This is a genomic window from Pseudomonas bharatica CSV86 (assembly GCF_000319305.2).
Classification (GTDB): domain Bacteria; phylum Pseudomonadota; class Gammaproteobacteria; order Pseudomonadales; family Pseudomonadaceae; genus Aquipseudomonas; species Aquipseudomonas bharatica.
In genome coordinates this window covers 444,866-469,485 of record NZ_AMWJ02000004.1, presented here as the reverse complement: position 1 = coordinate 469,485, position 24,620 = coordinate 444,866, and the positions used below count along the sequence as shown (strand labels likewise).

Here is a 24,620-nt window from a genome sequence, read left to right as displayed (position 1 = left end):
TTATGTCTGAGGAGGCTGCTCAGCCAGCGCCACCGCGCGGAACATCGCCCGGCGCTTGTTGATGGTTTCTTCCCACTCCAGCGCCGGCACCGAGTCGGCGACGATGCCGCCACCGGCCTGCACATGCAGCTCGCCGTCCTTGATCACTGCCGTGCGAATGGCAATGGCCGTATCCATGTTGCCGTTCCAGGCGAAGTAGCCGACCGCACCACCATAGACACCACGCTTGACCGGCTCCAGTTCGTCGATGATTTCCATCGCACGGATCTTCGGCGCACCCGACAAGGTACCCGCCGGCAGGATCGCGCGCAGGGCGTCCATGGCAGTCAGGCCGCTCTTCAACTGCCCGGTGACGTTGGAAACGATGTGCATCACGTTGGAGTAACGCTCGATCACCATTTTCTCGGTCAGCTTCACCGAGCCGACTTCCGACACGCGTCCGGTATCGTTACGTCCCAGGTCGATCAGCATCAAGTGCTCGGCGATCTCCTTATCGTCCGAGAGCAGGTCTTCTTCCAGCGCCCGGTCGGCCTCCTCGGTAGCGCCGCGCGGGCGGGTACCGGCGATCGGCCGCACGGTGACCAGGTTGTCCTCGACCCGCACCAGCACTTCCGGCGAACTGCCCACCACGTGGAAATCGCCGAAATTGAAGAAGTACATGTACGGCGTGGGGTTGAAACAGCGCAGCGCGCGGTACAGGTCGATCGGCGCCGCCTTGAAGTCGATGGACATGCGTTGCGACGGCACCACCTGCATGCAGTCACCGGCGAGGATGTACTCCTTGATGGTGTCTACCGCGCGTTCGTAGTCCGCCTGGGTGAAGCTGGAGCGGAACGCCGGCTCGGCGGCCTGCGGGCCGCTGAAGTCGAGGCCGCGGCGCGGAGTGATCGGCTGGCGCAGTTGCTCCAGCAAATCCTGCAGACGGGCCTGCCCCTGCTCGTAGGCGTTGTCCTGCGCCGGGTCAGCGAGGACGATGGCGTGCATCTTGCCGGCCAGGTTGTCGAAGACCACCACTGCATCGGACACCATCAGCAGGATATCCGGCACGCCCAGCGGGTCCGGGTTCGGGCATTTGCCCAGACGCTTCTCGACATAACGCACACAGTCGTAGCCGAAGTAGCCGACCAGGCCACCGTTGAAGCGCGGCAGACCGGCAATGGTCGGAACCTTGTAACGCTCCTTGAAGGTTTCGACGAAGGCCAGCGGGTCTTCCACATCGTGGCGCTCGGTCTCGACACCGTCGACGGTGATGCGCACCTGGTGATCATGCACCCGCAGTACGGTTCGGCTTGGCAGGCCGATGATCGAGTAGCGCCCCCACTTCTCACCGCCCTGAACCGACTCCAGCAGGTAGGAGTTGGGCTGGTCGGCCAGTTTCAGGTAGATCGACAGCGGCGTGTCGAAGTCGGCCAGCGTTTCACAGGCCAGGGGGATGCGGTTGTAGCCTTCAGCGGCCAGGCGCAGGAATTCTTCGCGGGTCATGATTGCCTCGTGGCAGTAGGGCAGAAAAAGACAAATGGCAAACGGGCCGGGTCGGAGCCGGCTGGAAAGAAGTCAGGCGCGCCAACGCCAACGGGCCAGGGCCTTGATGACTTTCATCCAGAGTTTGCCAGGTGCTACCACGATGGAATCTCTACCGGGGGGAAGGTTGAAGGGCTCAACGTTAGCTCAGTGGCTGCACCGAAGCAACCGGGAGCAAGGCGCGCAGATCGTCGATCACCAGCGCCGGCGATTCCTCGCTGATCGGCCGGCCGTGATTGTAGCCGTAGGTCAGGCCCACGCACTTGACCCCGGCCGCCTTCGCCGCCTGCACATCGCTGCGTGAATCGCCGATGAACAGCGCCTCGTCCGCCGTTACACCGGCCAGTTGCATGACATGCAGCAAGGCGGCAGGGTCCGGTTTCTTCTGTGGCAGGGTGTCGCCCCGATGATCCAGCGGAAATACGGGCCGATCTGCATCTGGTCCAGCAGCGGACCGACGAAGCGCTCGGGCTTGTTGGTGATCAGGGCCATTTCCACGCCCTGCGCCTGCAGCCAGCACAAGGTGTCGCGCACGCCCGGATAGATCACCGTACGGTCATGGCTCTCGCCATAGGCACGGAGGAAAATCTCCAGGCCGTGCTCGGCTTCCTGGTCGTTGACCGCCGAATGCTCGATGCCACCGGCCAGGGCCCGGCGCACCAGCACCGGCGCGCCGTTGCCGACCCATTGGCGCACGGCTGCGACACCGGCAGGCGCGCGGCCCATTTCGAGCAGCATGCGATCCACCGCCGCCGCCAGGTCCGGGACCGAGTCGATCAGGGTCCCGTCCAGGTCGAACATCACCAGGCGTGGCAGGCGTTGCGCAAACAGCTGCTCGAAGCCGCTCATGGGCGGGCCAGCGCCAGTTCGGCGCGCATCTGGTCGATGACCGCCTTGTAGTCGGGGGCATTGAAGATCGCCGAGCCGGCGACGAAGGTGTCGGCGCCAGCGGCAGCGATTTCGCGGATGTTCTTCACGTTCACGCCACCATCGATTTCCAGGCGGATATCCCGGCCGCTGGCATCGATCAGGGCGCGGGCCTCGCGCAGCTTGTCGAGGGTACCGGGGATGAATTTCTGCCCGCCGAAGCCCGGGTTTACGCTCATCAGCAGGACCATGTCGACCTTGTCCATCACGTACTTCAGCGCGTCCAGCCCGGTGGCCGGGTTGAACACCAGGCCGGCCTTGCAGCCACCGTCGCGGATCAGTTGCAGGGAGCGGTCGATGTGCTGCGAGGCTTCCGGGTGGAAGGTGATGTAGGTGGCGCCGGCCTCGATGAAGTCGCCAATGATGCGGTCGACCGGGCTGACCATCAGGTGCACGTCGATCGGCGCGGTCACACCGTACTTGCGCAGGGCCGAGCAGACCATCGGGCCGATGGTCAGGTTGGGCACGTAATGGTTGTCCATCACGTCGAAGTGGACGATATCGGCGCCGGCGGCAAGCACGGCATCCACGTCCGGGCCCAGGCGGGCGAAGTCGGCGGACAGGATCGAGGGGGCAATAGCGAAGGGCTGCATGGCGCACCTTTGGGCAAATTCACGGTGGCGCGCATTGTACATCAGGGAAAAGCAGATGATGGATGAATGGAGATCTCCTGAGCACTGCAAAACCCTGTGGGAGCTGGCTTGCCAGCGATTGGGCCGGCAATGACAAAGATGTTGTCAGGTCGGGCCAAATCGCTGGCAAGCCAGCTCCCACAGGGGCCAGTCAAGCTCAAGAAGGCTGCTGGGTCCGCAACTTCTCGCTGCGCCCGCGCAGCCATTCCAGGGTCAGCAACAGCACTACCGAGAAGGCGATCAGCAGGGTGGCCGCCGCCGCGATGGTCGGGCTCAGGTTCTCGCGAATCCCGCTGAACATCTGCCGGGGCAGGGTCGCTTGCTCTGGGCCGGCGAGGAACAGCGTTACCACTACCTCGTCGAACGAGGTCGCAAAGGCGAACAACGCCCCCGAGATCACCCCAGGCGCGATCAGCGGCAGGGTCACCCGACGGAAGGTGGTGATCGGCGAGGCGCCCAGGCTGGCTGCGGCGCGGACCAGGTTGTGGTTGAAGCCTTGCAGGGTCGCCGACACGGTAATGATGACGAACGGCACACCCAGCACCGCATGCACCAGGATCAGCGACAGGAAGCTATTGCCCAGGCCCAGCGGGGCGAAGAACAGGTAACTGGCCACGCCGATGATCACCACCGGCACCACCATCGGCGAGATCACCAGGGCCATGATCAGCGACTTGCCGGGGAAGTCCCCGCGGGTCAGGCCGATCGAAGCCAGGGTGCCGAAGACCATCGCCAGCACCGTGGCCGCCGGGGCGACGATGATGCTGTTCTTCAGGGCCCGCATCCATTCATCGGACGCGAAGAAGTTGTGGTACCACTGCAACGAGAAGCCTTGCAGCGGGTAGACCAGGAAGCTGCCGGAGTTGAACGACAACGGAATGATCACCAGCACCGGCAACACCAGGAACAGTAGGATCAGCCCGCAAAGAATGCGCAAGCTGTAGAACCAGACCCGCTCGACGGGCGACATGTACGGACTCAGCATGACGACGCTCCTCAGCTTAGACGCAGGCGGCTGGAGCCGACCAGCCAGCTATAGATCAGGTACAGCAGCACGGTGGCCAGCAGCAGCAGGCCGCCCAGCGCGGTCGCCATGCCCCAGTTGATGCTGGTGTTGGTGTAGAAGGCCACGAAGTAGCTGACCATCTGGTCGTTCGGGCTGCCGAGCAGCGCCGGGGTGATGTAGTAACCGATGGCCATGATGAACACCAGCAGGCACCCGGCGCCCACGCCGGCGTAGGTCTGCGGGAAGTACACGCGCCAGAAGCTGGTGAAGGGATGGCAACCCAGAGAGATGGCCGCGCGCATGTAGGTAGGCGAGATGCCCTTCATTACGCTGTAGATCGGCAGGATCATGAACGGCAGCAGGATGTGGACCATCGAGATATATACGCCGGTACGGTTGAATACCAGTTCCAGCGGCTTGTCGATGATGCCGATGGCCATCAAGGCGCTATTGATCAGGCCGCCGGATTGCAGGAGCACGATCCACGCCGCCACCCGCACCAGGATCGAGGTCCAGAACGGCAGGAGCACGAGGATCATCAGCAGGTTGCTCTGCCGGGTCGGCAGGTTGGCCAGCAGGTACGCCAACGGATAGGCCAGCACCAGGCAGATGGCGGTGATGACGAAGCCCATCCACAGGGTCCGGGTGAAGATATCCAGGTAGATGGATTGATCCGGGGTGGCCGGGGCCAGTTCACCGAGATCATCGATGCGGTGGTCGAGGGCCGCCAGCAGATAGAACGGCGTCACGCTGCTGGTATTGCGGCGGATCGCCTGCCAGTACGCGGGGTCGCCCCAGCGTTCGTCGAGTTCCTGCAACGCTTCCTTATAGGAAGCCGGCTCGGTCTTGAACGGCAGGGCCCGGGCAGTTTTTGCCAGCAGGCTGCGGTAGCCGGCCAGTTCCATGTTGAGACGCTTGGACAGGTCGCCCAGGGTCTGGTTCTTGCGCGACTCGGCGAGGTCTTCGCTCAGCGCTTTATAGACGGGCTCGCCCGGCAGGCTCTTGCCATCCCACTCGGCCACGGCGGCCACGGTGCGCGGCAGGCCGCCGACCACCTCGGGGTTGCCGACGCTCTTGTACAGCAGCGCGGCGATCGGCACGAGAAACACCAGCAGCAGGAACAGCGCCAGCGGCGCGATCAACGCCTGCGCCTTGAAGCGGTTGACCCGCTCGGCACGCGCCAGACGCTGCTTGAGGGTAGGACCTGCGCCTTCTTTGAGGGGCACTGCGATGGCCATAGCGAACTCCGGAAATCTTGGAAAACGGGGAGCGCCGGCTCGGCACCGGCGCTCCATCGGGGCGACTTACTTGGCCGCCCAGGCGTTGAAGCGTTGTTCCAGCTGTTCGCTGTTGTCAGCCCAGAAAGCCACGTCGATCTGCACCTGGTTGGCGATGTTTTCCGGGGTGGTCGGCATGTCTTTCTTGATCTCGTCGGACAGCAGTGCGACCGCCTTGGAGTTGGCCGGACCGTAGGCAATGTTTTCCGAGTAGATCTTCTGCTGCTCAGGCTGTACCGAGTAGGCGATGAACTTCTTCGCTTCCTCGGCGTTCTTGGCGCCCTTCGGAATGGCCCAAGCGTCGAAGTCGTAGATACCGCCGTTCCACACCACCTTCAGGTTGCTCTCCTTCTGCACCGCAGCAATCCGGCCGTTGTAGGCCGAGCTCATGACCACGTCGCCGGAAGCGAGGTACTGCGGCGGCTGGGCGCCGGCTTCCCACCACTGGATGTTCGGCTTCAGCTCGTCGAGCTTCTTGAAGGCGCGATCCTGGCCGTCCTTGGTGGCGAGCACCTTGTAGACGTCCTTCGGCGCAACGCCGTCGGCCATCAGGGCGAATTCCAAGGTGTACTTGGCGCCCTTGCGCAGGCCACGCTTGCCAGGGAAGTTCTTGGTGTCCCAGAAATCCTTCCAGCTGGTCGGTGCGGTCTTCAGCTTGTCGGCGTTGTAGGCCATGACCGTGGACCATACGAAGAAACCGACGCCGCATGGCTGAATAGCGCCTGGCACGTAGTCGGACTCGTTGCCGAACAATGCAGGATCCAGCTCCTCGAACATGCCCTCGTCACAGCCGCGAGCCAGCTCCGGCGACTCGACCTCTACCAGGTTCCAGGACACGCTCTTGGTGTCGACCATGGCCTTGACCTTGGCCATTTCCCCGTTGTACTCGCCCGCGACGATCTTGCCCTTGCCGGCCTTTTCCCAAGGCTCGTAGAACGCCTTGACCTGCGCCGCCTTGTTGGCGCCGCCGAAGGAAATCACGGTCAGATCGCTTGCCGCCATTGCGTGGGTCGCAGTGCACAGACCCAATGCCAGGGCGGTCAACTTCAAGTGTTTGAGCATTCTTGTTCTCTCCACAGTGCAGGGTGTTGGTTAGCAAACCTCAGTGGGCTTCCAGGATAGGATCGAGGGCACGTGCATGCTCGACCTCCCAGCCCAGCGGTACCACGTCGCCCACGGCCAGGGCCGGGTCGAGTTCGGCGATCGGCTGCTTCACGAAGAAGTCGGCCTTGCCGCAGACCTCCAGACGAACCCGCACGTGGTCGCCCAGATAGATGAACTCGGCCACGCGGCCGGAGAAGCGGTTCACGCAGCTTTCGCTGTGGCCGTTCAGGCGCACCCGCTCCGGACGCACCGACAAGGTCACCGGCTCGCCTGGCTGGCCGACGTTGACCGCCAGTGCCTCGACCTTCTCGCCACGGGCCAGGGCCACCAGGCAGCGCTCGCCGTCGCTGCTGAGCAGGCGGCCGTTGATGCGGTTGTTCTCGCCGATGAAGTTGGCGACGAAGGTGTTCTTCGGCTCTTCGTAGAGGGTGCGCGGATCGGCGATCTGCTGGATCTCGCCCTGATGGAACACCGCCACGCGGTCGGACATGGTCAGCGCCTCGCCCTGGTCGTGGGTCACGTAGACCACGGTCACGCCCAGGCGCTGGTGCAGGTGCTTGATCTCCATCTGCATGTGTTCGCGCAGCTGCTTGTCGAGGGCGCCGAGGGGTTCGTCCATCAGTACCAGCTGCGGTTCGAACACCAGCGCCCGGGCCAGGGCCACGCGCTGTTGCTGGCCACCGGACAGCTGGCCGGGGTAGCGCTGGGCGAAGGCATCGAGCTGGACCATGTTCAGTACGCGCTTGACCCGCTCGCTGATGTCGGTCTTGCTCAGGTTGCGCACGCTAAGGGGAAGGCCAGGTTCTCGGCCACGGTCATGTGCGGGAACAGCGCGTAGTTCTGGAACACCATGCCGATGTCGCGCTTGTGCGGCGGCACGTTGTTGATCGAGCGACCGGCCAGCTTGATCTCGCCGGCAGTCGGCGTCTCGAAGCCGGCCAGCATCATCAGGCTGGTGGTCTTGCCCGAGCCGGAGGGGCCAAGCAGGGTAAGAAACTCGCCCTTGCGGATGTCCAGGTTGAGGTCCTTGACGATCAGCGATTCGCCGTCATAGCTCTTCTGCACACCACGGAAGCTGACCAGGATCTCGCCGGACGCAGCGTTCGAACTGACCTCACTCATACCTGCACCTTTTTGTTGGATGACTGCTGTGATCCAAGCGTAAGGAAAGGCCCGGGCGGCGCAAATCGGGGGTGCTGAGAGATTGATATCAGCCGGGTGGAAGGGTGCTTGTAGGGATCGCCCTACAACGATGGCGGGTTTAGGTATGTCTTGAGCTCCCACAGTATCCACGGCGCTGCCGAACCCTGTGGGAGCTGGCTTGCCAGCGATGAGGCCCGCACAAACGACATCACTCTTTCAGACGTCGCTTTCAGAACACTCAGAGCAGCTTGTGCTCCATCGCGTACTTCACCAACTCCGCCAGCGAGGTGACATTCAGCTTCTGCATCAGGCGCGCCTTGTGCGTGCTGATGGTCTTGTTGCTCAGCGCCAGTTGCTGGGCGATATCGTTGACATTGGCCCCCTGGGCCAGGCGCTCGAACACCGAGAACTCGCGCTCCGACAGCAGCGAGTGCAGCGGCCGGGTATCGGTCAGGCCGACTTCGAAGACCATGCGGTCGGCCAGGTCCGGATCGATATAGCGCCCGCCTCCGGCCACCCGCCGGATCGCGGTCAGCAACAGGGCCGGATCACTGTCCTTGGTGGCATAGCCCGCAGCGCCCACCTTCAACGCCCGGGCGGCCATCTGCGCTTCGTCGTGCATGGACAGCACCAGGATCGCTGGTGGTGCATTCAGGGCACGGATCCGCGGAATCGCCTCCAGGCCGTTGACTCCCGGCATCGAAATGTCCAGCAGGACCACTTCGCACGGGGTATGCCGCAGCGCGTCCAGCAACTGTTCGCCATTGCCCGCCTCGCCCACCACCTGCATGTCTTTGGCCAGGCCGATCAACTGCTTGATGCCCTCGCGCACGATGGTGTGGTCTTCGGCCACCAATACTCGAATCACTGCCCCGCTCCTGTTTCATCCAAAGGAATACGCACGCTCAGGCTGGTGCCCTCGCCAGGTTCACTGTGCAGATGCATCTCGCCACCTAGCATCAGCACCCTTTCCCGCATGCCGACCAGCCCGAAGGAGCTTGGCCGACTCTCATCCGTCATGAATCCCACACCATCGTCGCTAACACTAAGACACAGCATAGGTCCTTCCCGGGTCAGGCTGATCTCCACGGTATGCGCCCGGGCATGGCGCATGACATTGGTCAGCACCTCCTGCAGCACCCGGAACAGCCCGGTAGCCTTGGCATCGCTCAAGGGGGGCAGGTTTTCCGGCACCTGGACCAGGCAGGGAATCTGCGTCCGCGCCTCGAAGCGCCGGGCCTGCCATTCGATGGCCGAGGCGATGCCGGCATCCAGGATCGGCGGGCGCAACGCCGTCGCCACATCGCGAACCAACTGGAAAAGCTGGGCGATCAAGCGCTTCATGCTGCCCAAACGCTCCGTAAGACCCGGATCAAGGTCGGCGTAGGCCAGTTCGCACATGGACGTTTCCAGCTTCAGCACGGTCAACATCTGGCCCAGCTCGTCATGCACTTCCCGGGCGATCCGCGCCTTTTCCTCCTCACGCACACTTTCCAGGTGCGCGGCCAGCTCGCGCAGATGCTCGCGAGAGCTCTCCAGCTCCAGCTCGACCTGCTTGCTCTGGGTGATATCCCAGACGATGCCGTCCCAGACCACCCGGCCATTGCTCAGGGTTCGGGCACTGGCCTTGATATCGGCCCAACGCTGCTCACCTTGACGGGTGAGTATGCGGCCCTGCCAGGACCAGTCGCTGTCAGTAGCCAGGGCCTGATCCTGAACCCGGTGATAGTCCGCACGGTCATCGGCATGCACCAGGTTGCGCAGGCCCATCTTCGGATCCTGGATCTCCGCCGGGGCGTAGCCGACCAGGGTTTCACTGCCTTCGCTGATGTAGGGAAACTCCAGCTCGTCGATCCCCGGGTCGCGCTCCAGGCGGAACACCAACCCGGGCACGTTGGCGGCGATCCCCTTGAGCCGCGCCTCGCTCTCGCGCTGGGCAGCCAGGGCGCGCCGGCGCTCGCTGACGTCCGTCAGGTACACCACAAGGTATTCGGCATCACGAAAACGCAGGAAGCTCAAGGACACGTCCACCGGCAGGAACGAGCCATCGGCCCGCAGCCATTGGGTTTCGAAGCGCTGCGCCGACTCGTCGCTGGCCCGCGCGCGCTTCCACAGGTCGAGCCAGCGGTCCATGTGCAGTTGCGGTTCGAAGTCGATCAGCGGTCGCTCCACTACCTTGCCCGGCTCGTAGCCAAGCATGACCTCGGCAGCGCGGTTGGCATAGCGCACATGGCTGTCCCAGTGCACCCAGAGAATGCCGACGGTGCTCTGGTCCAGGGAGAACTGGCTAAGGCGCAGCGCCTCTTCACGCCCCAGGCGCTCGGCGAGGTCCTCCCGCGCTGCCAGCAGGTTGTGTTCCAGGAAACTCTGCTGGCGGCGCTGCCAGACGATGATCGCCACGCTGCTGAAGAACAGCGCAGCGAACAGCAGCGCAAGGTTCTGCCAGAAACCGGGGGACTCGCTGAGGCGCGGATACCGGGGTTGCAGCCAGCGGCTGTGCAGCTCTTCCAGGTCCCTCGCGGGAATTGCCTGCAGACCACGTTCAAGCACATCCGCGAGCAACGGCCAGTCCCGCCGTGAGGCGACCCGCAGCAGTTGCGGGAAACCGATATCGCCCACCACCGCCAGTTCGCTGAACTCGCTCTCGCGGGACAGCCGGCTCAGTTGCGCTTCATCCACTACCGCATAACGGGCCTGCTCGCTGACCACCAGTTGCAGGGCCTGGCGTTCGCCGGGCACCCCCTGGAGGTTGAGATTGGTGTAGGTGGCGCGCAGATGGTCAGCCACCGCACTGGGCATGCGCACGGCAACCCGCTCGATCTCGCCGATGTTCTCCACATCCACCGCCACCGCGCCGTTGCGCTGGCCGACGATCAACTGCGGCACGCGCATATAAGGATCGCTGAACAGCCACAGGCGCAGGCCGGCAGGCGTCTGGGTCAGGCCCGGGGCCAGATCGATCTCGCCCCGGGCCAGGGCATGCTCAAGTTCGGCCTGGTCGGCGAAGTTGCGCCACGTCAGGTCCAGGCCAAGGTTGCGCGCCAGCAGGTTCATGACCTCGACATTGACCCCGGACAACTGTTGCAGGCGCCGGTCGAACTGGGCGAAGGGCGCCTGCAGGATCATCCCCACGCGCAGGCTGCGATGCTGCTCCAGCCATTCCCGCTGGGCCGGGTCGAGCTGCACCAAGGAGGTCGCAGGAGCAGCCCAAACGATCAAGGGCAGGAAAAAACAGCCGATAACCCACAGACGGCGCAAACCAATCATCTTGAATCTCGTCATATAGAAGGACGCCTGCCGAGCATGGCCGTCCCGGACAAATACCATTAGGCTGCCGGTCTCAATCTGGCCTGGATCGATCAATGTTCTCACTTTATCGCGCAACGCTTCCTGCGTTATGCCTGACCTTGATACTACCTTGCAGCGCCCATGCCGAGGATGGCAAAACGCCAGAAAGCAGCGCGGATGCCACGGTGCAACGCCCGGCCCTTATCGAGCGCAATCAAGAGGACGCCCTCGCCCTGGAGCGCCAGGTGCCCAAGGAACAGCAACAAACCCTGCTGGCAGGCAGCGACAGCTTCCTCGCCCTGTGGAAACCGGCGAATGATCCGGCGCCCCACGGCGTGCTGGTACTCCTTGCCGGCGCCGGCGAAACCGCCGACTGGCCGAAGACCGTCGGTCCGTTGCGGCGCAAGTTCCCGGATGCGGGCTGGGGCACCCTCAGCCTGGCCCTGCCCGACCTGCTGACCGACAGCCCGGTGGCCCGCACTGAAAGCCCGGCCCCGGCGCCCCAGGCAGAAGACACCAGCAAGGCCGCTCCGGCCAAGGACACACCGGCCGACGCCAACGCCAACATCGCTCAGGCCACGGCGCCGGAGACCGACGCGGAAACCAGCGATAGCCCACCCGCCGACGCCAGCAGCGACAACACTGACGCCGAACGCATCTTCGCCCGCCTCGATGCCGCCGTGGCCTATGCCCAGCAGCAGAACGCGCGCAGCGTGGTGATCCTTGGCAACGGCACCGGCGCCTACTGGGCCGCGCGCTACCTGAGCGAACGCCAGCCGGCGCAAGTGCAGAAGCTGGTAATGGTATCGGCGCAGGCGCCGATCAAGGCCGAACACAGCCTGGAAAGCCTGACGCCGTCGCTGAAAGTGCCAACCGCAGACCTCTACTACAACGATCAGGGATCGGCCCGTCAGGCAGCACAGCAGCGGCTGCAAGCCAGCAAGCGCCTGAAGGACAGCACCTACAAGCAGGTCGCCCTGACCGCGATGCCCGGCAACCGCTCTGCCGAGCAAGAGCAGTTGTTCCGGCGGATTCGTGGCTGGCTGAACCCGAGCAACGTGGACTAGAACTCGAGGCGTTTGCGAATGATCGCGTAGGCCTGGTGCAGCTCGCGGGTACGTTCGGTCGCCTCGCGTACCTTGGCCGGACTGGCCCCGCTGCCTTGCAGTTTGTCGGGATGATGGCGACTGACCAGGCGACGATAGGCCTGCTTGATCTCGCTGTGCGCGGTGTCCGGGCCGACGCCCAGCAGTCGCAACGCCTCGGCGTAGCTGCCGGGCCCTTCCAGCACCGCCTTGCGCGGCTCATAGTCGCCCGCCAGGGCCTGCACCTTGGCCGCTGACCAGCCCAGTTGCCGGCCCCAGTGCAGCAGCAACTCCCTCTCGTCACGCCCGGCGCGGCCATCGGCCCAGGCCATGCGACAACAGGCACGCAACACCCCTTCTGCGGCATGGGGCTGTTGCTTCAACCGCTGCAGGTAGCCCTCGACCCTCTCCCGTCCGGCCTTGCCGAGGTTGAATGCCGCGATGGCTTTCCTGCGGGCATCGTCGTTCATTTCCAGGCGCTGCATTTCCTGGCGCGCCTGCTGGATATGCGCTTCGACCACCCGCCCGTCACTCTTGGCCAACCGCCCCAGCAGCACGAACAGCACCTCGTCGTCGCGAAGCACCGGACGACCGCCAAGTTTTTCCCGCAGGTGCGCCCAACTGTGCAACTGCAAACGGCGGTCCATCGCCTGCCCGAGCAGGGCTCCCAACAGCGCGCCAGGAATGCTGGCAACGACGAAGCCGGCTCCGGCTCCGATCACTGTGCTCGGCCACAACATATCAACGACGCTCGGCGAGCAGGCGCTCGACTTCGGCAAGTCGCTCAAGGGTACCGACATCCACCCAGTGGCCGCGGAAGTGCTCGCCACTGACCTTGCCGTCGGCCATGGCTGCACGCAGCAACGGCGCCAGCTTGAACGCGCCGGCCTCGCAACCGGCGAACAGCGCCGGGTCGAGCACCGAGATACCGCTGAAGGTCAGGGTTTCGTCGGCTCCGGCGCCGTCCTCGACCTGCCCGGCGACCAGACGGAAGTCACCGGCGCCATGATGGCCGGGGTTATCCACCAGCACCAGATGAGCCAGGCCTTGCAGCGGCTGGCGCAGGCGTGCGAAATCGTAGTCGGTCCAGATATCGCCGTTGACCAGCAGGAACGGCTCGTCCCCCAGCAACGGCAGCGCCTTGAAGATGCCACCGCCGGTCTCCAGCGGCTCACCCTCGGCGGAGAAAAGAATATCCAGGCCAAACCGCGAGCCATCGCCGAGGTGATCCTCGATCTGCTGACCGAGCCAGGCGTGGTTGATCACGATCTCCTTGAAGCCCGCCGCGGCCAGCGCCTTGAGGTGGTATTCGATCAACGGCACCCCGGCGACCGGCACCAGCGGCTTGGGCGTATGCAGGGTCAGCGGGCGCATCCGCTCGCCCTTGCCAGCGGCAAGGATCATCGCCTTCATGAACGCACTCCGAGACTGTCGATCAGTTCACCCAGCCCGCTCAGCTCCGGCCGACGGGAAATCACTTCTTCTATGTAGGAGAAGAACCGCGGGACGTCGGCCAGGTAGCGCGGTTTGCCGTCGCGGTGGCAGATACGGGCGAAGATGCCAATCACCTTGAGGTGACGCTGCACGCCCATCAGGTCGCTGGCGCGGTGAAAGTCCTCGAAGTCGGATTGCACCGGAATGCCCTCAGCCCGCGCCCGCTCCCAGTAATCCCTCAGCCAGGCGGCGACCTGCGGTTGCGGCCAGCTGAGGAAGGCATCCTTGAACAGGCAGGTGATGTCATAGGTGACCGGGCCGTAGACCGCATCCTGGAAATCCAGCACACCCGGGTTGGGCACGCTGCGCATCAGGTTGCGTGGCATATAGTCGCGGTGCACCAGTACCTTGGGCTGGGCCAGGGCGCTGTCGATCAGCAGGCTGCTGGCCTGCTGCCACAGGGCAAGCTGGTGCTGGTCGAAGGTCTTGCCCAACTCGTGACCGACATACCACTCGGGAAACAGCTCGACCTCGCGGCGCAGCAGAGCCAGGTCATAACTTGGCAGAGGCGCGTCCATGGGCAGGCGCTGGAAGGCCAGCAGCGCGTCGATGGCATCGTCGAACAGGGCGTCGGCGTTGCCGGCGTCGATCACGTCCAGGTAGGTCTGGTTGCCCAGGTCGCTCAGCAGCAAGAAGCCGCGCTCGAGGTCCTGCGCATGGATCACCGGCACATTGACGCCGGCAGTCGCCAGCAAGCGGGCGATCTCTACGAAGGGGCGGCAATTTTCCTGGGGTGGTGGCGCGTCCATGATGATGAAACTGCGGCCGTCGGCCTGCCAGCGGAAATAACGGCGGAAGCTGGCATCGCTGCTTGCGGCGGTCAGGCTGCCTGCGGGAACCTGGCCCCACCCTTGGGTTCGAAACAGATTCGCCAGTTGCTCATCGAGCCAGACGGTCAGGTGTTGCAGGCGTACATCGTGATCGGGCATTGCAAGGGTCTCCGAAGGCCCTGGGCGCTGTATCGAGGGTAATCATGCGCAGGCCAGGCGAGGCGAAAACGGACAAGGAAGCGGAGTTTACTGGTTGTAAATGCGCATTCCGAGCCGTTTTCGATGCACCTGATGCAAGCAGGATGCATTTCTTACAGAGCCTAGCCGTCAAGCGGGGCATGCTTTATCATCCAGCATCTTTTTCAGACCATCGAGAGGCGTGCGGCCCCACACGCGGGCAGATGGCACGCAGGAAGCCCGGACTAATAAGATGGCATTGAAATCCCCCGCGTTTCGTAAAAAATTCCCGTTGCTGGTCACCGGCGGTCTGCTGGCATTGCAACCTCTGGCGACCTCCTATGTAGTCGCTGCCGAGCAGTTCGACTGCCAGGTTTCCGCTTCCGGCGGATGGGACTGCAAGCCCAAGACCAGCGCCACCCAGTTGCCGCCTCGCCCGATCCATGACGGTGCCGCGGTCAGTTCGGCCAATGCCACGCCGGAACAGTCCAGCGATGGCACGGCCGTCGAGGACCGTGGTCCGAAACCCGTCCTGGTCACCGAATCCAAGGGCCGCGGTCTGAAATCCCGCAGCGCCGACTACAGCCACCTGGACTGGGTGCCTCGCGAGAAGCTGACCCCGGCCCAGCTCGCCGAGACCGGCCCGTATTGCTCCGGCGCCTACATCGAGCCGGTTCGCCCGGGCATGAACGACAGCACGCCGAAGGATGAGTCGCCGACCTTCCTCGGTGCCAAGGTGTCCCGCTACCAGCAGGAACAGCAGATCGCCACCCTCGCCGGTGACGTGGTCATGCGCCAGGGCAGCATGCAGGCCGAGGCTGACGAGGCCAACCTGTACCAGGCCGAGAACCGCGGTGAACTGGTCGGCAACGTGAAGATCCGCGACAACGGCTCGCTGGTAGTCGGCGATCGCGCCGAGATCCAGCTGGACACCGGCGAAGCCCAGGTCGACAACGCCGAATACGTGATGCACAAGTCGCACATCCGCGGTAACGCGCTGTACGCCAAGCGTTCCGAGAACGCCATCATCCGCCTGAAGGATGGCACCTACACCACCTGTGAGCCGAACAGCAACGCCTGGCAGCTCAAGGGCAACAACATCACCCTGAACCCGGCCACCGGTTTCGGTACCGCGACCAACGTCACCCTGCGGGTCAAGGATATTCCGGTGCTCTACACACCCTATATCTACTTCCCGATCGACGACCGTCGCCAGTCCGGCTTCCTGCCGCCGTCGTTCAGCACCAGCAGCGACACCGGCTTCATGCTGGTCACGCCGTACTACTTCAACCTTGCGCCGAACTACGACGCCACGCTCTATCCACGCTACATGGCCAAGCGCGGCCTGTTGATGGAGGGTGAGTTCCGTTACCTGACGCCGAGCAGCGAGGGGCAGTTCGGTGGTGCCTGGTTGAACGACGAGGACGATGATCGCAAGAAGCAAACCGACTACAAGGACCAGCGCTGGATGGTCAACTGGCAGCACAAAGGCGGCCTTGATTCGCGCCTGATGACTGAAGTCGACTACACCGACATCAGTGATCCGTTCTATTTCCAGGACCTCGAAACCGACCAGATCGGCGTCGAAAACCGCGATTATCTCAATCAGCGCGCAGCTGCGACCTACCGGGGCGACAGCTATACCGCGCAGTTGGCCGTCCACGCCTATGAAATGGCTTCGATTTCCAACATCACGCCGTATGACAGGCTGCCACAACTGATGATTACTGGCATGCTCCCTTTCCATCCGGGCGGCCTCGAGTTCAGCTATGAAGCCGACGCGGTCCGGTTCGAGCGGGATCTGCAAAACGGTGTAGTGCTGGACAAGGACGGCGTGCCGGACCCAGCCACTGGCGGACGACGCCTTGACGACAACGTTCTCGGGATTGCCCGGGCAAACGGTACCCGCTTAAACGCTGCCCCGAAGATTAGCCTGCCGCTATCCAACACTTACGGCTTCCTTACCCCATCACTCAAGTACGTTACCACCCAGTACGATCTTGATCTGGACGGCAAGGGCAAAAGCGACATCGCCAGCTACACCGCCGAGCAGTTAAGGGTCAACGGCGACTACAACAGTAGCCAGAACCGCAACATCCCTGTTCTAAGCATCGACAGCGGCCTGTACTTTGATCGCGATACCCAGTGGTTCGGCAAGAACTACCGCCAGACCCTCGAACCACGCTTGTACTACCTCTATGTACCGTACAAGGATCAGGCGGACATCCCGATCTTCGACTCAGCCGAGACCTCGTTCAACTATGCCTCACTGTTCCGCGATAACCGCTTCGTCGGCGGCGACCGCATCGGCGATGAGAACAAGCTTTCGCTGGGCGTGACCAACCGTTGGATCGAGGAAAACGGCTTCGAACGCCAGCGCTTCAGCATCGGTCAGGCCCTTTACTTCAAGGACCGCAAGGTTCAGTTGCCAGGCATCGACTGGAAAGAGCGCGACGACGCTCAGGCCGATGTTTCGCCTTACGCGCTGGAGTACGAGTACCGCTTCAACCGCGACTGGCGCTTCAATTCCGACTTCAACTGGGACCCAGACAGCCGCAGCACCCGGTCGGGCAGCGCGATGTTCCACTTCCAGCCTGAGGACAACGTCAACAAGATCGTCAACCTCGGTTATCGGTATCGTAACGATATGGTTCGTTACGACAATGTCACCGGCAAGTGGTCCGTAGGTGGTGGCGACTATGGCACGCCGGGCCAGCCGGGCTATGTGAAGGACTATTACAAGATTCAGCAACATGACTTCTCGATCATGTGGCCGATCGTCCCACAATGGACCGCTATTGCCCGCTGGCAGCACGACTACAACCGCAACCGTACCCTCGAAGCGATGGGCGGTTTCGAATATGACAACTGCTGCTGGAAGCTGCGCCTAGTCAACCGCTATTGGGTTGATTACGACGAATACAGCCAGGCTGCTCCGGAAAATGAAAAAGGCGACCACGGCGTCTTCCTGCAGATCGTGCTGAAAGGCCTCGGTGGCGTGGTGGGCAATAAGGTCGAGAGCTTCCTCGATAAAGGCATTCAAGGTTACCGTGCACGTGAAGACCAAGCTTATTGATTGTCTGCGCCCGCTGATGCTGGGCGCTCTGATGTTGAGCAGCACCGCCCATGCGGCGGTGCAGACCCTGGACAAGATCGTCGCCATCGTCGACAACGACGTGGTCATGCAAAGCCAGCTGGACCAGCGCGTCCACGAGGTGCAGCAGACCATCGCCAAGCGTGGCGGCGCCGTTCCGCCCGCCAGCGTGCTGGATCAGCAGGTATTGGAGCGCCTGATCGTCGAGAACCTGCAACTGCAGATCGGCGAACGCTCCGGCATCCGCATCACCGACGAAGAACTGAACCAGGCCATCGGCACCATCGCCCAGCGCAACAACATGAGCCTGGAGCAGTTCCGCGCTGCCCTGGCCCATGATGGCCTGTCGTTCAACGACGCTCGCGAGCAGGTCCGTCGCGAGATGATCATCAGCCGCGTGCGCCAGCGTCGTGTCGCCGAGCGCATCCAGGTCTCCGAACAGGAAGTGAAGAACTTCCTCGCCTCTGACCTGGGCAAGATGCAGCTGTCGGAAGAATACCGCCTCGCCAACATCCTGATCCCGACCCCGGAAAGCGCCAGCTCCACCGCTATTCAGGCGGCAGCCCGCCAGGCTGGCGAGATCTACCAGCAGCTCAAGCAAGGCGCCGATTTCGCCCAGTTGGCCATCGCCCGTTCCGCCAGCGAAACTGCGCTGGAAGGCGGCGAGATGGGCTGGCGCAAGGCAGCCCAGCTGCCACCTCCGTTCGATCGCATGCTCAGCACCATGGCCGTGGGCGACGTCACCGAGCCGGTTCGCACCCCGGGCGGTTTCATCATCCTCAAGTTGCAAGAGAAACGCGGTGGCCAGACCCAACTGCGTGACGAAGTGCATGTTCGCCATATCCTGATCAAGCCAAGCGAGATCCGCAGCGAAGCCGAGACCAAGATCCTCGCGCAGCGCCTGTACGACCGCATCCAGGCAGGCGAAGACTTCGCCGAACTGGCGAAGAGCTTCTCGGAAGACCCGGGTTCGGCACTCAACGGCGGCGACCTCAACTGGGTCGACCCGAACAACCTGGTTCCGGAATTCCGCGAAGTCATGGCCAGCTCGCCGCAGGGCCAGGTGTCCAAGCCATTCCAGACCCAATACGGCTGGCACGTCCTGGAAGTCCTTGGCCGTCGCGCCACCGACAGCACCGCCCAGGCCCGCGAGCAACAGGCAATGACCGTACTGCGCAATCGCAAGTACGACGAAGAGCTGCAAAGCTGGCTGCGTCAGATCCGCGACGAAGCCTACGTTGAAATCAAGCTTCCTGGCGCCGAACAGGCAGCCCAGTGAAACCGCAGCGCTTCGCCCTCACCCCCGGCGAACCCGCAGGCATAGGTCCCGACCTGTGCCTGCTGCTCGCCTCGCAAGCCCAGCCACATCCCCTGATCGCCATCACCAGCCGTGACCTGCTCGCCGAGCGGGCCACGCAACTGGGCGTGGCCGTCGACCTGCTGCCGGTCAGTCCCGATGCCTTCCCCGATGCGCCGGCCAAGGCCGGCAGCTTGTACGTCTGGGATACACCGCTGGCCAGGCCGGCAGTGGCCGGCAAGCTGGACAAGGCCAATGCCGCCTTCGTCCTGGAAACCCTGACCCGCGCCGGTCAAGGCTGCCTGGACAGGCACTTCGCCGGCATGATCACCGCACCGGTGCACAAGGGCGTGATCAACGAGAGCGGAATCCCGTTTTCCGGGCACACCGAATTTCTCGCCGAACTGACCCATACCGCCCAGGTGGTGATGATGCTCGCCACCCGCGGTTTGCGTGTGGCCCTGGTCACCACCCACCTGCCCCTGCGCGACGTGGCCGACGCCATCACCGTCGAGCGCCTGGAACGGGTCATGCGGATCCTGCATGCCGACCTGCAGCAGAAATTCGGTATCGCCCAGCCAAGGATCCTGGTCTGCGGCCTTAACCCGCACGCCGGTGAGGGTGGGCATCTGGGACGCGAGGAAATCGACATCATCGAGCCGACGCTGGAGCGCCTGCGCCTCGAAGGCATGGACCTGCGCGGTCCGCTGCCCGCCGACACATTGTTTACCCCCAAATATCTGGCGCACTGCGACGCAGTGCTGGCGATGTACCACGACCAGGGCCTGCCCGTGCTCAAGTTCAAGGGCTTTGGCGCGGCGCTCAATGTCACCCTCGGTTTGCCGATCATCCGCACCTCCGTGGATCACGGCACTGCCCTGGACCTGGCCGGCACCGGCAAGGTCGACACCGGCAGCCTTCAGGTCGCCCTGGAAACCGCCTACCAGATGGCCGAGACCCGACTATGACCGAGCAATACCAACACCGGGCGCGCAAGCGCTTCGGCCAGAATTTCCTGCACGACGCAGGCGTGATCGACCGCATCCTGCGCGCCATCAATGCCAAGGCCGGCGAGCACATCCTCGAGATCGGCCCGGGCCAGGGCGCCCTCACCGAAGGCGTACTGGGCAGCGGCGCGCAACTGGACGTGGTCGAGCTGGACAAGGACCTCGTCCCGATCCTCAACCAGCAGTTCGCCAGCCGCGACAACTTCCGCCTGCACCAGGGCGATGCGCTGAAGTTCGACTTCACCACCCTGGGTGCCGCGCCGCGTTCGCTGCGGGTAGTGGGCAACCTGCCCTACAACATCTCCACGCCGCTGATTTTCCACCTGCTGGATAACGCCGAGCTGATCCGCGACATGCACTTCATGCTGCAGAAGGAAGTGGTCGAGCGTCTGGCGGCGGGTCCTGGTGGCGGTGACTGGGGACGCCTGTCGATCATGGTGCAGTACCACTGCCGCGTGGAGCACCTGTTCAATGTCGGCCCCGGAGCCTTCAATCCGCCGCCGAAGGTGGATTCCGCCATCGTGCGCCTGGTCCCCCATGAGACCTTGCCGTTCCCGGCCAAGGACCATCGCCTGCTCGAGCGCATCGTCCGCGAAGCGTTCAACCAGCGTCGCAAGACCCTGCGCAACACCCTTAAGGCCCTGCTCGACAGCCAGGCCATCGAAGCCGCCGGCGTCGATGGCAGCCTGCGGCCCGAGCAGCTCGACCTGGCTGCCTTCGTCCGCCTCGCGGACAAGCTGGCTGAACAGTCAGCCAACAGGTGATGCGAACCCCGGCCAGCCTGGCCACAAGGCTGGCCGGGGGCCCCACCCATGGCCTAGACTGACCTTCCATGGCCGCATTCGTTCGTCTTGAAGGCTCTTCCGCATGTCCGATCCCCTGTACCAGGTCGACGTCAGCGTCGTCACCCGTTTCCTCCCCGAGCAGTCGCAACCGGAACAAGACCGTTATGCCTTTGCCTACACCATCACCGTGACCAACAACGGCAGCGTGGCCGCCAAGTTGATGTCCCGCCGCTGGCTGATCACCCACAGTGACGGCCAGGAAGAAGAGGTGCGCGGTGATGGTGTCGTCGGTGAACAACCGCTGATCGCCCCGGGTCAAAGCCATACCTATAGCAGCGGCACCGTCATTTCCGGCAAGGTCGGCTTCATGCAGGGCAGTTACCAGATGTTCGCGCGCGACGGCAAACGCTTCGAAGCCACCATTGCGCCGTTCCGTCTGGCCGTACCCGGAGCCCTGCACTGATGGCCACCTATGCCGTCGGTGACCTCCAGGGTTGCCTTGAACCGCTCAAGTGCCTGTTGGAAGGGGTCAACTTCAATCCGGCCGTCGACCGCCTGTGGCTGGTGGGCGACCTGGTCAACCGTGGCCCGCAGTCCCTGGAAACCCTGCGCTTTCTTTACGCCATGCGCGACTCGCTGGTTTGCGTGCTGGGCAATCATGACCTGCACCTGCTAGCGGTCTGGCACAACATCGAACGCCTGAAGAAAAGCGACACGCTGCGCGAGATCATCGAGGCACCGGACGCGCCGCAACTGCTTGACTGGCTGCGCCGGCAAAAGCTGCTGCACTTCGACGAGCCGCGGGGCACAGTGCTGGTGCATGCCGGTATTCCGCCACAATGGACCCTGGGCAAAGCACTAGGGCTGGCTGCGGAAGTCGAGGAGGTGCTGCGCGACGACCTGCGCATCAAGCAATACCTCGATGGCATGTACGGCAACGACCCGGCCAAGTGGAACAAGGACCTTACCGGTGTCACGCGCCTGCGGGTAATCACCAACTACTTCACGCGCATGCGCTTCTGCACCGCCGAGGGCAAGCTCGACCTCAAGGGCAAGGAAGGCGCCGACACCGCGCCGCCTGGCTACAAGCCATGGTTCGCGCACAAGGAGCGGCGTTCGCGGCACGTGAAGATCATCTTCGGACACTGGGCGGCCCTCGAAGGACGCTGTGATGCTCCCGGCGTGTATGCCCTCGATACCGGCTGCGTCTGGGGAGGAGCCATGACCCTGATGAACGTCGACAGCGGGGAAATGCACCGTTGCGAATGCGAGCAAAAGGAAAAGGTCCTTGCCACCCGCCCTTCCCCACCGCCGGCAAACAGCTAGAATGGCCCGTCACCGTTGAAGGAAACCGCCCAATGAGCGAATTCAAACGCATCCCTCCCGAACAGGCCCAGGCACTGCGCGAGCAAGGTGCGGTCGTGGTCGATATTCGCGACCCGCAAACCTATGCGAACGGCCACATCACCGGCTCCCGTCACCTGGACAACCACTCGGTGGCCGACTTCATCCGCGGCGCCGACCTCGACGCACCGACCGTGGTGGTCTGCTACCACGGCAACTCCAGCCAAAGCGCAGCGGCTTACCTGGCCAGCCAGGGCTTTTCCGATGTCTACAGCCTCGATGGCGGCTTTGAACTGTGGCGCGGCACCTTTCCGTCGGAAACCAGCCAGGGAAACCCGGAATAATTTTTTTCCGCCCCCGCAGCCCGCGTCCTGTGCGGGCTCGCGCCTGACCGGACGAACGGTCATGGCGAACTTATCCGCCATCCGCCCTTGACCTCCCCGAGAACCAACTATCCTTAAGCCCAGGCCATCCAAAAAAGGGGAGAGCCGGTACACCGGCGTGCGGGTCATCGGTAGCGATTTCAGGGTGTTCTGGGGGGTATACAGCAATCGTTCATCGCGATTGCATGCCAGCATCAGCTGACTGATCCGGCGTCGGCCTCACGTATCGAGCGAGGTGACGTCATGAGTATTTTTAGCCACTTCCAACAACGCTTCGAGTCCACCCGCCAGGAGGAGCTCTCGCTACAGGAGTACCTGGAGCTCTGCAAGACCGACCGCAGCGCCTACGCTTCCGCGGCCGAGCGCCTGCTCATGGCCATCGGCGAGCCGGAACTGGTCGACACCTCCAACAACTCCAGGCTGTCGCGAATCTTCTCCAACAAGGTGATTCGCCGGTATCCGGCCTTTGCCGACTTCCATGGCATGGAAGAGTGCATCGACCAGATCGTCTCGTACTTCCGCCATGCCGCCCAAGGCCTGGAAGAGAAGAAACAGATCCTCTATCTGCTCGGCCCGGTCGGCGGCGGTAAATCGTCCCTGGCGGAAAAACTGAAGCAACTGATGGAAAAGGTGCCCTTCTACGCCATCAAGGGCTCGCCGGTGTTCGAGTCGCCCCTGGGGCTGTTCAATGCCGCCGAGGACGGTGCCATTCTCGAGGAAGACTTCGGCATCCCGCGGCGCTATCTCAACACCATCATGTCCCCCTGGGCGACCAAGCGCCTGGCCGAATTCGGCGGTGATATCAGCCAGTTCAAGGTGGTCAAGCTCTACCCTTCGATCCTCAACCAGATTGCCGTGGCCAAGACCGAGCCGGGCGACGAGAACAACCAGGACATCTCGGCCCTGGTGGGCAAGGTGGATATCCGCAAGCTGGAGGAATTCCCGCAGAACGACGCCGACGCCTACAGCTACTCGGGCGCACTGTGCCGGGCCAACCAGGGCCTGATGGAATTCGTCGAGATGTTCAAGGCCCCGATCAAGGTCCTGCACCCGTTGCTTACCGCCACCCAGGAAGGCAACTACAACAGTACCGAAGGCCTGGGCGCGATCCCCTACTCCGGTATCCTGCTGGCCCACTCCAACGAATCGGAGTGGCACAGCTTCCGCAACAACAAGAACAACGAGGCGTTCATCGACCGGATCTACATCGTCAAGGTGCCGTACTGCCTGCGGGTCAGCGACGAGATCAAGATCTACGACAAGCTCCTGTTCAACAGCTCCCTGGCCAAGGCCCATTGCGCACCCGACACCTTGAAGATGCTGGCCCAGTTCACCGTGCTCTCGCGCCTCAAGGAGCCGGAAAACTCCAACATCTACTCGAAGATGCGCGTGTATGACGGCGAGAACCTCAAGGACACCGATCCCAAGGCCAAGTCGATCCAGGAATACCGCGACGCCGCCGGTGTAGACGAGGGCATGAACGGCCTGTCGACCCGCTTCGCCTTCAAGATCCTGTCCAAGGTCTTCAACTTCGACCCGCATGAAGTGGCGGCCAACCCGGTCCACCTGCTCTATGTGCTGGAACAGCAGATCGAGCAGGAACAATTCCCGGCCGAGGTCCGCGAACGCTATCTGCGCTACCTCAAGGAATACCTGGCCCCGCGCTACATCGAGTTCATCGGCAAGGAAATCCAGACCGCCTACCTGGAGTCGTACAGCGAGTACGGTCAGAACATCTTCGACCGCTACGTGCTCTATGCAGACTTCTGGATCCAGGACCAGGAATACCGCGACCCGGAAACCGGCGAAATCCTCAACCGCATCGCCCTCAACGAAGAGCTGGAAAAGATCGAGAAGCCGGCCGGCATCAGCAATCCGAAGGATTTCCGCAACGAGATCGTCAACTTCGTCCTGCGTGCCCGTGCCAACAACAACGGCAAGAACCCGACCTGGCTGAGCTACGAAAAGCTGCGGGTGGTGATCGAGAAGAAAATGTTTTCCAACACCGAGGACCTGCTGCCGGTCATCAGCTTCAACGCCAAGGCGAGCAAGGAGGACCAGCAGAAACACAACGACTTCGTCACGCGCATGGTGGAACGCGGCTACACCGACAAACAGGTTCGCCTGCTGTCGGAATGGTACCTGCGGGTCAGAAAGTCCCAGTAAAAGCGGCAAGCCATAAGCCACAAGCCTTGAGCCATTCGCGGTGTGCTCCTGCACACCGCACGGCACGGGTCCGTGGCGGATGCTTTTACTTGCAGCTAGTAGCTTGAAGCTTGCAGCTGT

Annotated in this window: 19 protein-coding genes and 2 pseudogenes; 9 read left to right on the top strand and 12 right to left on the bottom strand. The window is 63.2% G+C overall.

Going from position 1 to position 24,620, the window contains the following annotated elements:
• The 9 genes and pseudogenes from trpE to CSV86_RS28580 form a co-directional block, all read right to left on the bottom strand.
• Positions 1-1,482, bottom strand: a complete 1,482-nt coding sequence (trpE, locus tag CSV86_RS28620) for an anthranilate synthase component I (protein ID WP_009404270.1) — start codon at positions 1,480-1,482, stop codon at positions 1-3.
• Positions 1,483-1,554: 72 nt separating this feature from the next.
• Positions 1,555-2,370 (bottom strand): annotated as a pseudogene (locus CSV86_RS28615) (phosphoglycolate phosphatase).
• A complete protein-coding gene (gene rpe, locus CSV86_RS28610; protein WP_009404268.1) occupies positions 2,367-3,041 on the bottom strand; it encodes a ribulose-phosphate 3-epimerase in 675 nt (224 codons plus the stop codon). Before rpe ends, CSV86_RS28615 begins: the two are co-directional and overlap by 4 nt.
• A gap of 196 nt (positions 3,042-3,237) precedes the next feature.
• On the bottom strand, positions 3,238-4,065 hold the full coding sequence (locus CSV86_RS28605) for an ABC transporter permease (protein WP_009404267.1): 828 nt from the start codon (positions 4,063-4,065) through the stop codon (positions 3,238-3,240).
• Positions 4,066-4,076: 11 nt separating this feature from the next.
• Positions 4,077-5,324, bottom strand: a complete 1,248-nt coding sequence (locus tag CSV86_RS28600; RefSeq protein ID WP_009404266.1) for an ABC transporter permease — start codon at positions 5,322-5,324, stop codon at positions 4,077-4,079.
• Positions 5,325-5,390: 66 nt separating this feature from the next.
• Positions 5,391-6,425, bottom strand: coding sequence for an ABC transporter substrate-binding protein (locus tag CSV86_RS28595; protein ID WP_009404265.1), 1,035 nt, complete (start codon positions 6,423-6,425; stop codon positions 5,391-5,393).
• 40 nt (positions 6,426-6,465) lie between these two features.
• Positions 6,466-7,589 (bottom strand): annotated as a pseudogene (locus CSV86_RS28590) (ABC transporter ATP-binding protein).
• Positions 7,590-7,848: 259 nt separating this feature from the next.
• Complete coding sequence (locus CSV86_RS28585; RefSeq protein ID WP_009404263.1) at positions 7,849-8,478, bottom strand: response regulator; 630 nt, start codon at positions 8,476-8,478, stop codon at positions 7,849-7,851.
• Complete coding sequence (locus CSV86_RS28580; RefSeq protein ID WP_009404262.1) at positions 8,475-10,877, bottom strand: PAS domain-containing sensor histidine kinase; 2,403 nt, start codon at positions 10,875-10,877, stop codon at positions 8,475-8,477. Before CSV86_RS28580 ends, CSV86_RS28585 begins: the two co-directional genes overlap by 4 nt.
• A 95-nt stretch (positions 10,878-10,972) precedes the next feature.
• Here CSV86_RS28580 and CSV86_RS28575 point away from each other — a divergent pair, with 95 nt between their 5' ends.
• Complete coding sequence (locus CSV86_RS28575) at positions 10,973-11,965, top strand: alpha/beta hydrolase family protein (protein ID WP_037061643.1); 993 nt, start codon at positions 10,973-10,975, stop codon at positions 11,963-11,965.
• Here the strand turns inward: CSV86_RS28575 and CSV86_RS28570 are convergent.
• Genes CSV86_RS28570 through CSV86_RS28560 form a run of 3 tightly spaced genes read right to left on the bottom strand, consistent with a single transcriptional unit; the run spans position 11,962 to position 14,406 of the window.
• The gene (locus CSV86_RS28570; RefSeq protein ID WP_009404260.1) at positions 11,962-12,723 is read right to left on the bottom strand and encodes a TerB family tellurite resistance protein; all 762 of its coding nucleotides are present in this window, start codon (positions 12,721-12,723) and stop codon (positions 11,962-11,964) included. The two genes, CSV86_RS28575 and CSV86_RS28570, sit on opposite strands and share 4 nt — an antisense overlap.
• Before the next feature lies 1 nt (position 12,724).
• The gene (murU, locus tag CSV86_RS28565; RefSeq protein WP_009404259.1) at positions 12,725-13,396 is read right to left on the bottom strand and encodes an N-acetylmuramate alpha-1-phosphate uridylyltransferase MurU; all 672 of its coding nucleotides are present in this window, start codon (positions 13,394-13,396) and stop codon (positions 12,725-12,727) included.
• Positions 13,393-14,406, bottom strand: coding sequence for an aminoglycoside phosphotransferase family protein (locus CSV86_RS28560; protein WP_009404258.1), 1,014 nt, complete (start codon positions 14,404-14,406; stop codon positions 13,393-13,395). Before CSV86_RS28560 ends, murU begins: the two co-directional genes overlap by 4 nt.
• Before the next feature lie 271 nt (positions 14,407-14,677).
• On the opposite strand from CSV86_RS28560, the gene CSV86_RS28555 reads away from it, so the two are divergent.
• From CSV86_RS28555 to CSV86_RS28520, 8 genes are all read left to right on the top strand, one after another.
• On the top strand, positions 14,678-17,500 hold the full coding sequence (locus CSV86_RS28555; RefSeq protein WP_009404257.1) for an LPS-assembly protein LptD: 2,823 nt from the start codon (positions 14,678-14,680) through the stop codon (positions 17,498-17,500).
• Positions 17,481-18,797 (top strand): peptidylprolyl isomerase SurA, encoded by a 1,317-nt coding sequence (gene surA / locus CSV86_RS28550; RefSeq protein WP_009404256.1) that lies wholly within the window; start codon positions 17,481-17,483, stop codon positions 18,795-18,797. The genes CSV86_RS28555 and surA overlap by 20 nt, the downstream gene beginning before the upstream one ends.
• Positions 18,794-19,783 (top strand): 4-hydroxythreonine-4-phosphate dehydrogenase PdxA, encoded by a 990-nt coding sequence (gene pdxA / locus CSV86_RS28545; protein ID WP_009404255.1) that lies wholly within the window; start codon positions 18,794-18,796, stop codon positions 19,781-19,783. Before surA ends, pdxA begins: the two co-directional genes overlap by 4 nt.
• Positions 19,780-20,586, top strand: coding sequence for a 16S rRNA (adenine(1518)-N(6)/adenine(1519)-N(6))-dimethyltransferase RsmA (rsmA, locus tag CSV86_RS28540; protein ID WP_009404254.1), 807 nt, complete (start codon positions 19,780-19,782; stop codon positions 20,584-20,586). The genes pdxA and rsmA overlap by 4 nt, the downstream gene beginning before the upstream one ends.
• A 103-nt stretch (positions 20,587-20,689) precedes the next feature.
• A complete protein-coding gene (gene apaG, locus CSV86_RS28535; RefSeq protein WP_009404253.1) occupies positions 20,690-21,070 on the top strand; it encodes a Co2+/Mg2+ efflux facilitator ApaG/CorD in 381 nt (126 codons plus the stop codon).
• Positions 21,070-21,933 (top strand): symmetrical bis(5'-nucleosyl)-tetraphosphatase, encoded by an 864-nt coding sequence (locus tag CSV86_RS28530; protein WP_009404252.1) that lies wholly within the window; start codon positions 21,070-21,072, stop codon positions 21,931-21,933. Before apaG ends, CSV86_RS28530 begins: the two co-directional genes overlap by 1 nt.
• Positions 21,934-21,965: 32 nt before the next feature.
• Positions 21,966-22,295, top strand: coding sequence for a thiosulfate sulfurtransferase GlpE (gene glpE / locus CSV86_RS28525; protein ID WP_009404251.1), 330 nt, complete (start codon positions 21,966-21,968; stop codon positions 22,293-22,295).
• Positions 22,296-22,577: 282 nt separating this feature from the next.
• Positions 22,578-24,500 (top strand): PrkA family serine protein kinase, encoded by a 1,923-nt coding sequence (locus tag CSV86_RS28520; protein WP_009404250.1) that lies wholly within the window; start codon positions 22,578-22,580, stop codon positions 24,498-24,500.
• Positions 24,501-24,620 lie beyond the last annotated feature (120 nt).

What these genes read in the sequence shown, in the direction of transcription:
- CSV86_RS28520 (WP_009404250.1), top strand. Translation starts at nt 22,578, where the DNA reads ATGAGTATTTTTAGCCACTTCCAACAACGCTTCGAGTCCACCCGCCAG.
- CSV86_RS28555 (WP_009404257.1), top strand. Translation starts at nt 14,678, where the DNA reads ATGGCATTGAAATCCCCCGCGTTTCGTAAAAAATTCCCGTTGCTGGTC.
- CSV86_RS28530 (WP_009404252.1), top strand. Translation starts at nt 21,070, where the DNA reads ATGGCCACCTATGCCGTCGGTGACCTCCAGGGTTGCCTTGAACCGCTC.
- rpe (WP_009404268.1), bottom strand. Translation starts at nt 3,041, where the DNA reads ATGCAGCCCTTCGCTATTGCCCCCTCGATCCTGTCCGCCGACTTCGCC.
- rsmA (WP_009404254.1), top strand. Translation starts at nt 19,780, where the DNA reads ATGACCGAGCAATACCAACACCGGGCGCGCAAGCGCTTCGGCCAGAAT.
- trpE (WP_009404270.1), bottom strand. Translation starts at nt 1,482, where the DNA reads ATGACCCGCGAAGAATTCCTGCGCCTGGCCGCTGAAGGCTACAACCGC.
- apaG (WP_009404253.1), top strand. Translation starts at nt 20,690, where the DNA reads ATGTCCGATCCCCTGTACCAGGTCGACGTCAGCGTCGTCACCCGTTTC.
- CSV86_RS28580 (WP_009404262.1), bottom strand. Translation starts at nt 10,877, where the DNA reads ATGATTGGTTTGCGCCGTCTGTGGGTTATCGGCTGTTTTTTCCTGCCC.
- CSV86_RS28595 (WP_009404265.1), bottom strand. Translation starts at nt 6,425, where the DNA reads ATGCTCAAACACTTGAAGTTGACCGCCCTGGCATTGGGTCTGTGCACT.
- glpE (WP_009404251.1), top strand. Translation starts at nt 21,966, where the DNA reads ATGAGCGAATTCAAACGCATCCCTCCCGAACAGGCCCAGGCACTGCGC.
- CSV86_RS28600 (WP_009404266.1), bottom strand. Translation starts at nt 5,324, where the DNA reads ATGGCCATCGCAGTGCCCCTCAAAGAAGGCGCAGGTCCTACCCTCAAG.
- CSV86_RS28560 (WP_009404258.1), bottom strand. Translation starts at nt 14,406, where the DNA reads ATGCCCGATCACGATGTACGCCTGCAACACCTGACCGTCTGGCTCGAT.
- CSV86_RS28570 (WP_009404260.1), bottom strand. Translation starts at nt 12,723, where the DNA reads ATGTTGTGGCCGAGCACAGTGATCGGAGCCGGAGCCGGCTTCGTCGTT.
- CSV86_RS28575 (WP_037061643.1), top strand. Translation starts at nt 10,973, where the DNA reads ATGTTCTCACTTTATCGCGCAACGCTTCCTGCGTTATGCCTGACCTTG.
- murU (WP_009404259.1), bottom strand. Translation starts at nt 13,396, where the DNA reads ATGAAGGCGATGATCCTTGCCGCTGGCAAGGGCGAGCGGATGCGCCCG.
- CSV86_RS28605 (WP_009404267.1), bottom strand. Translation starts at nt 4,065, where the DNA reads ATGCTGAGTCCGTACATGTCGCCCGTCGAGCGGGTCTGGTTCTACAGC.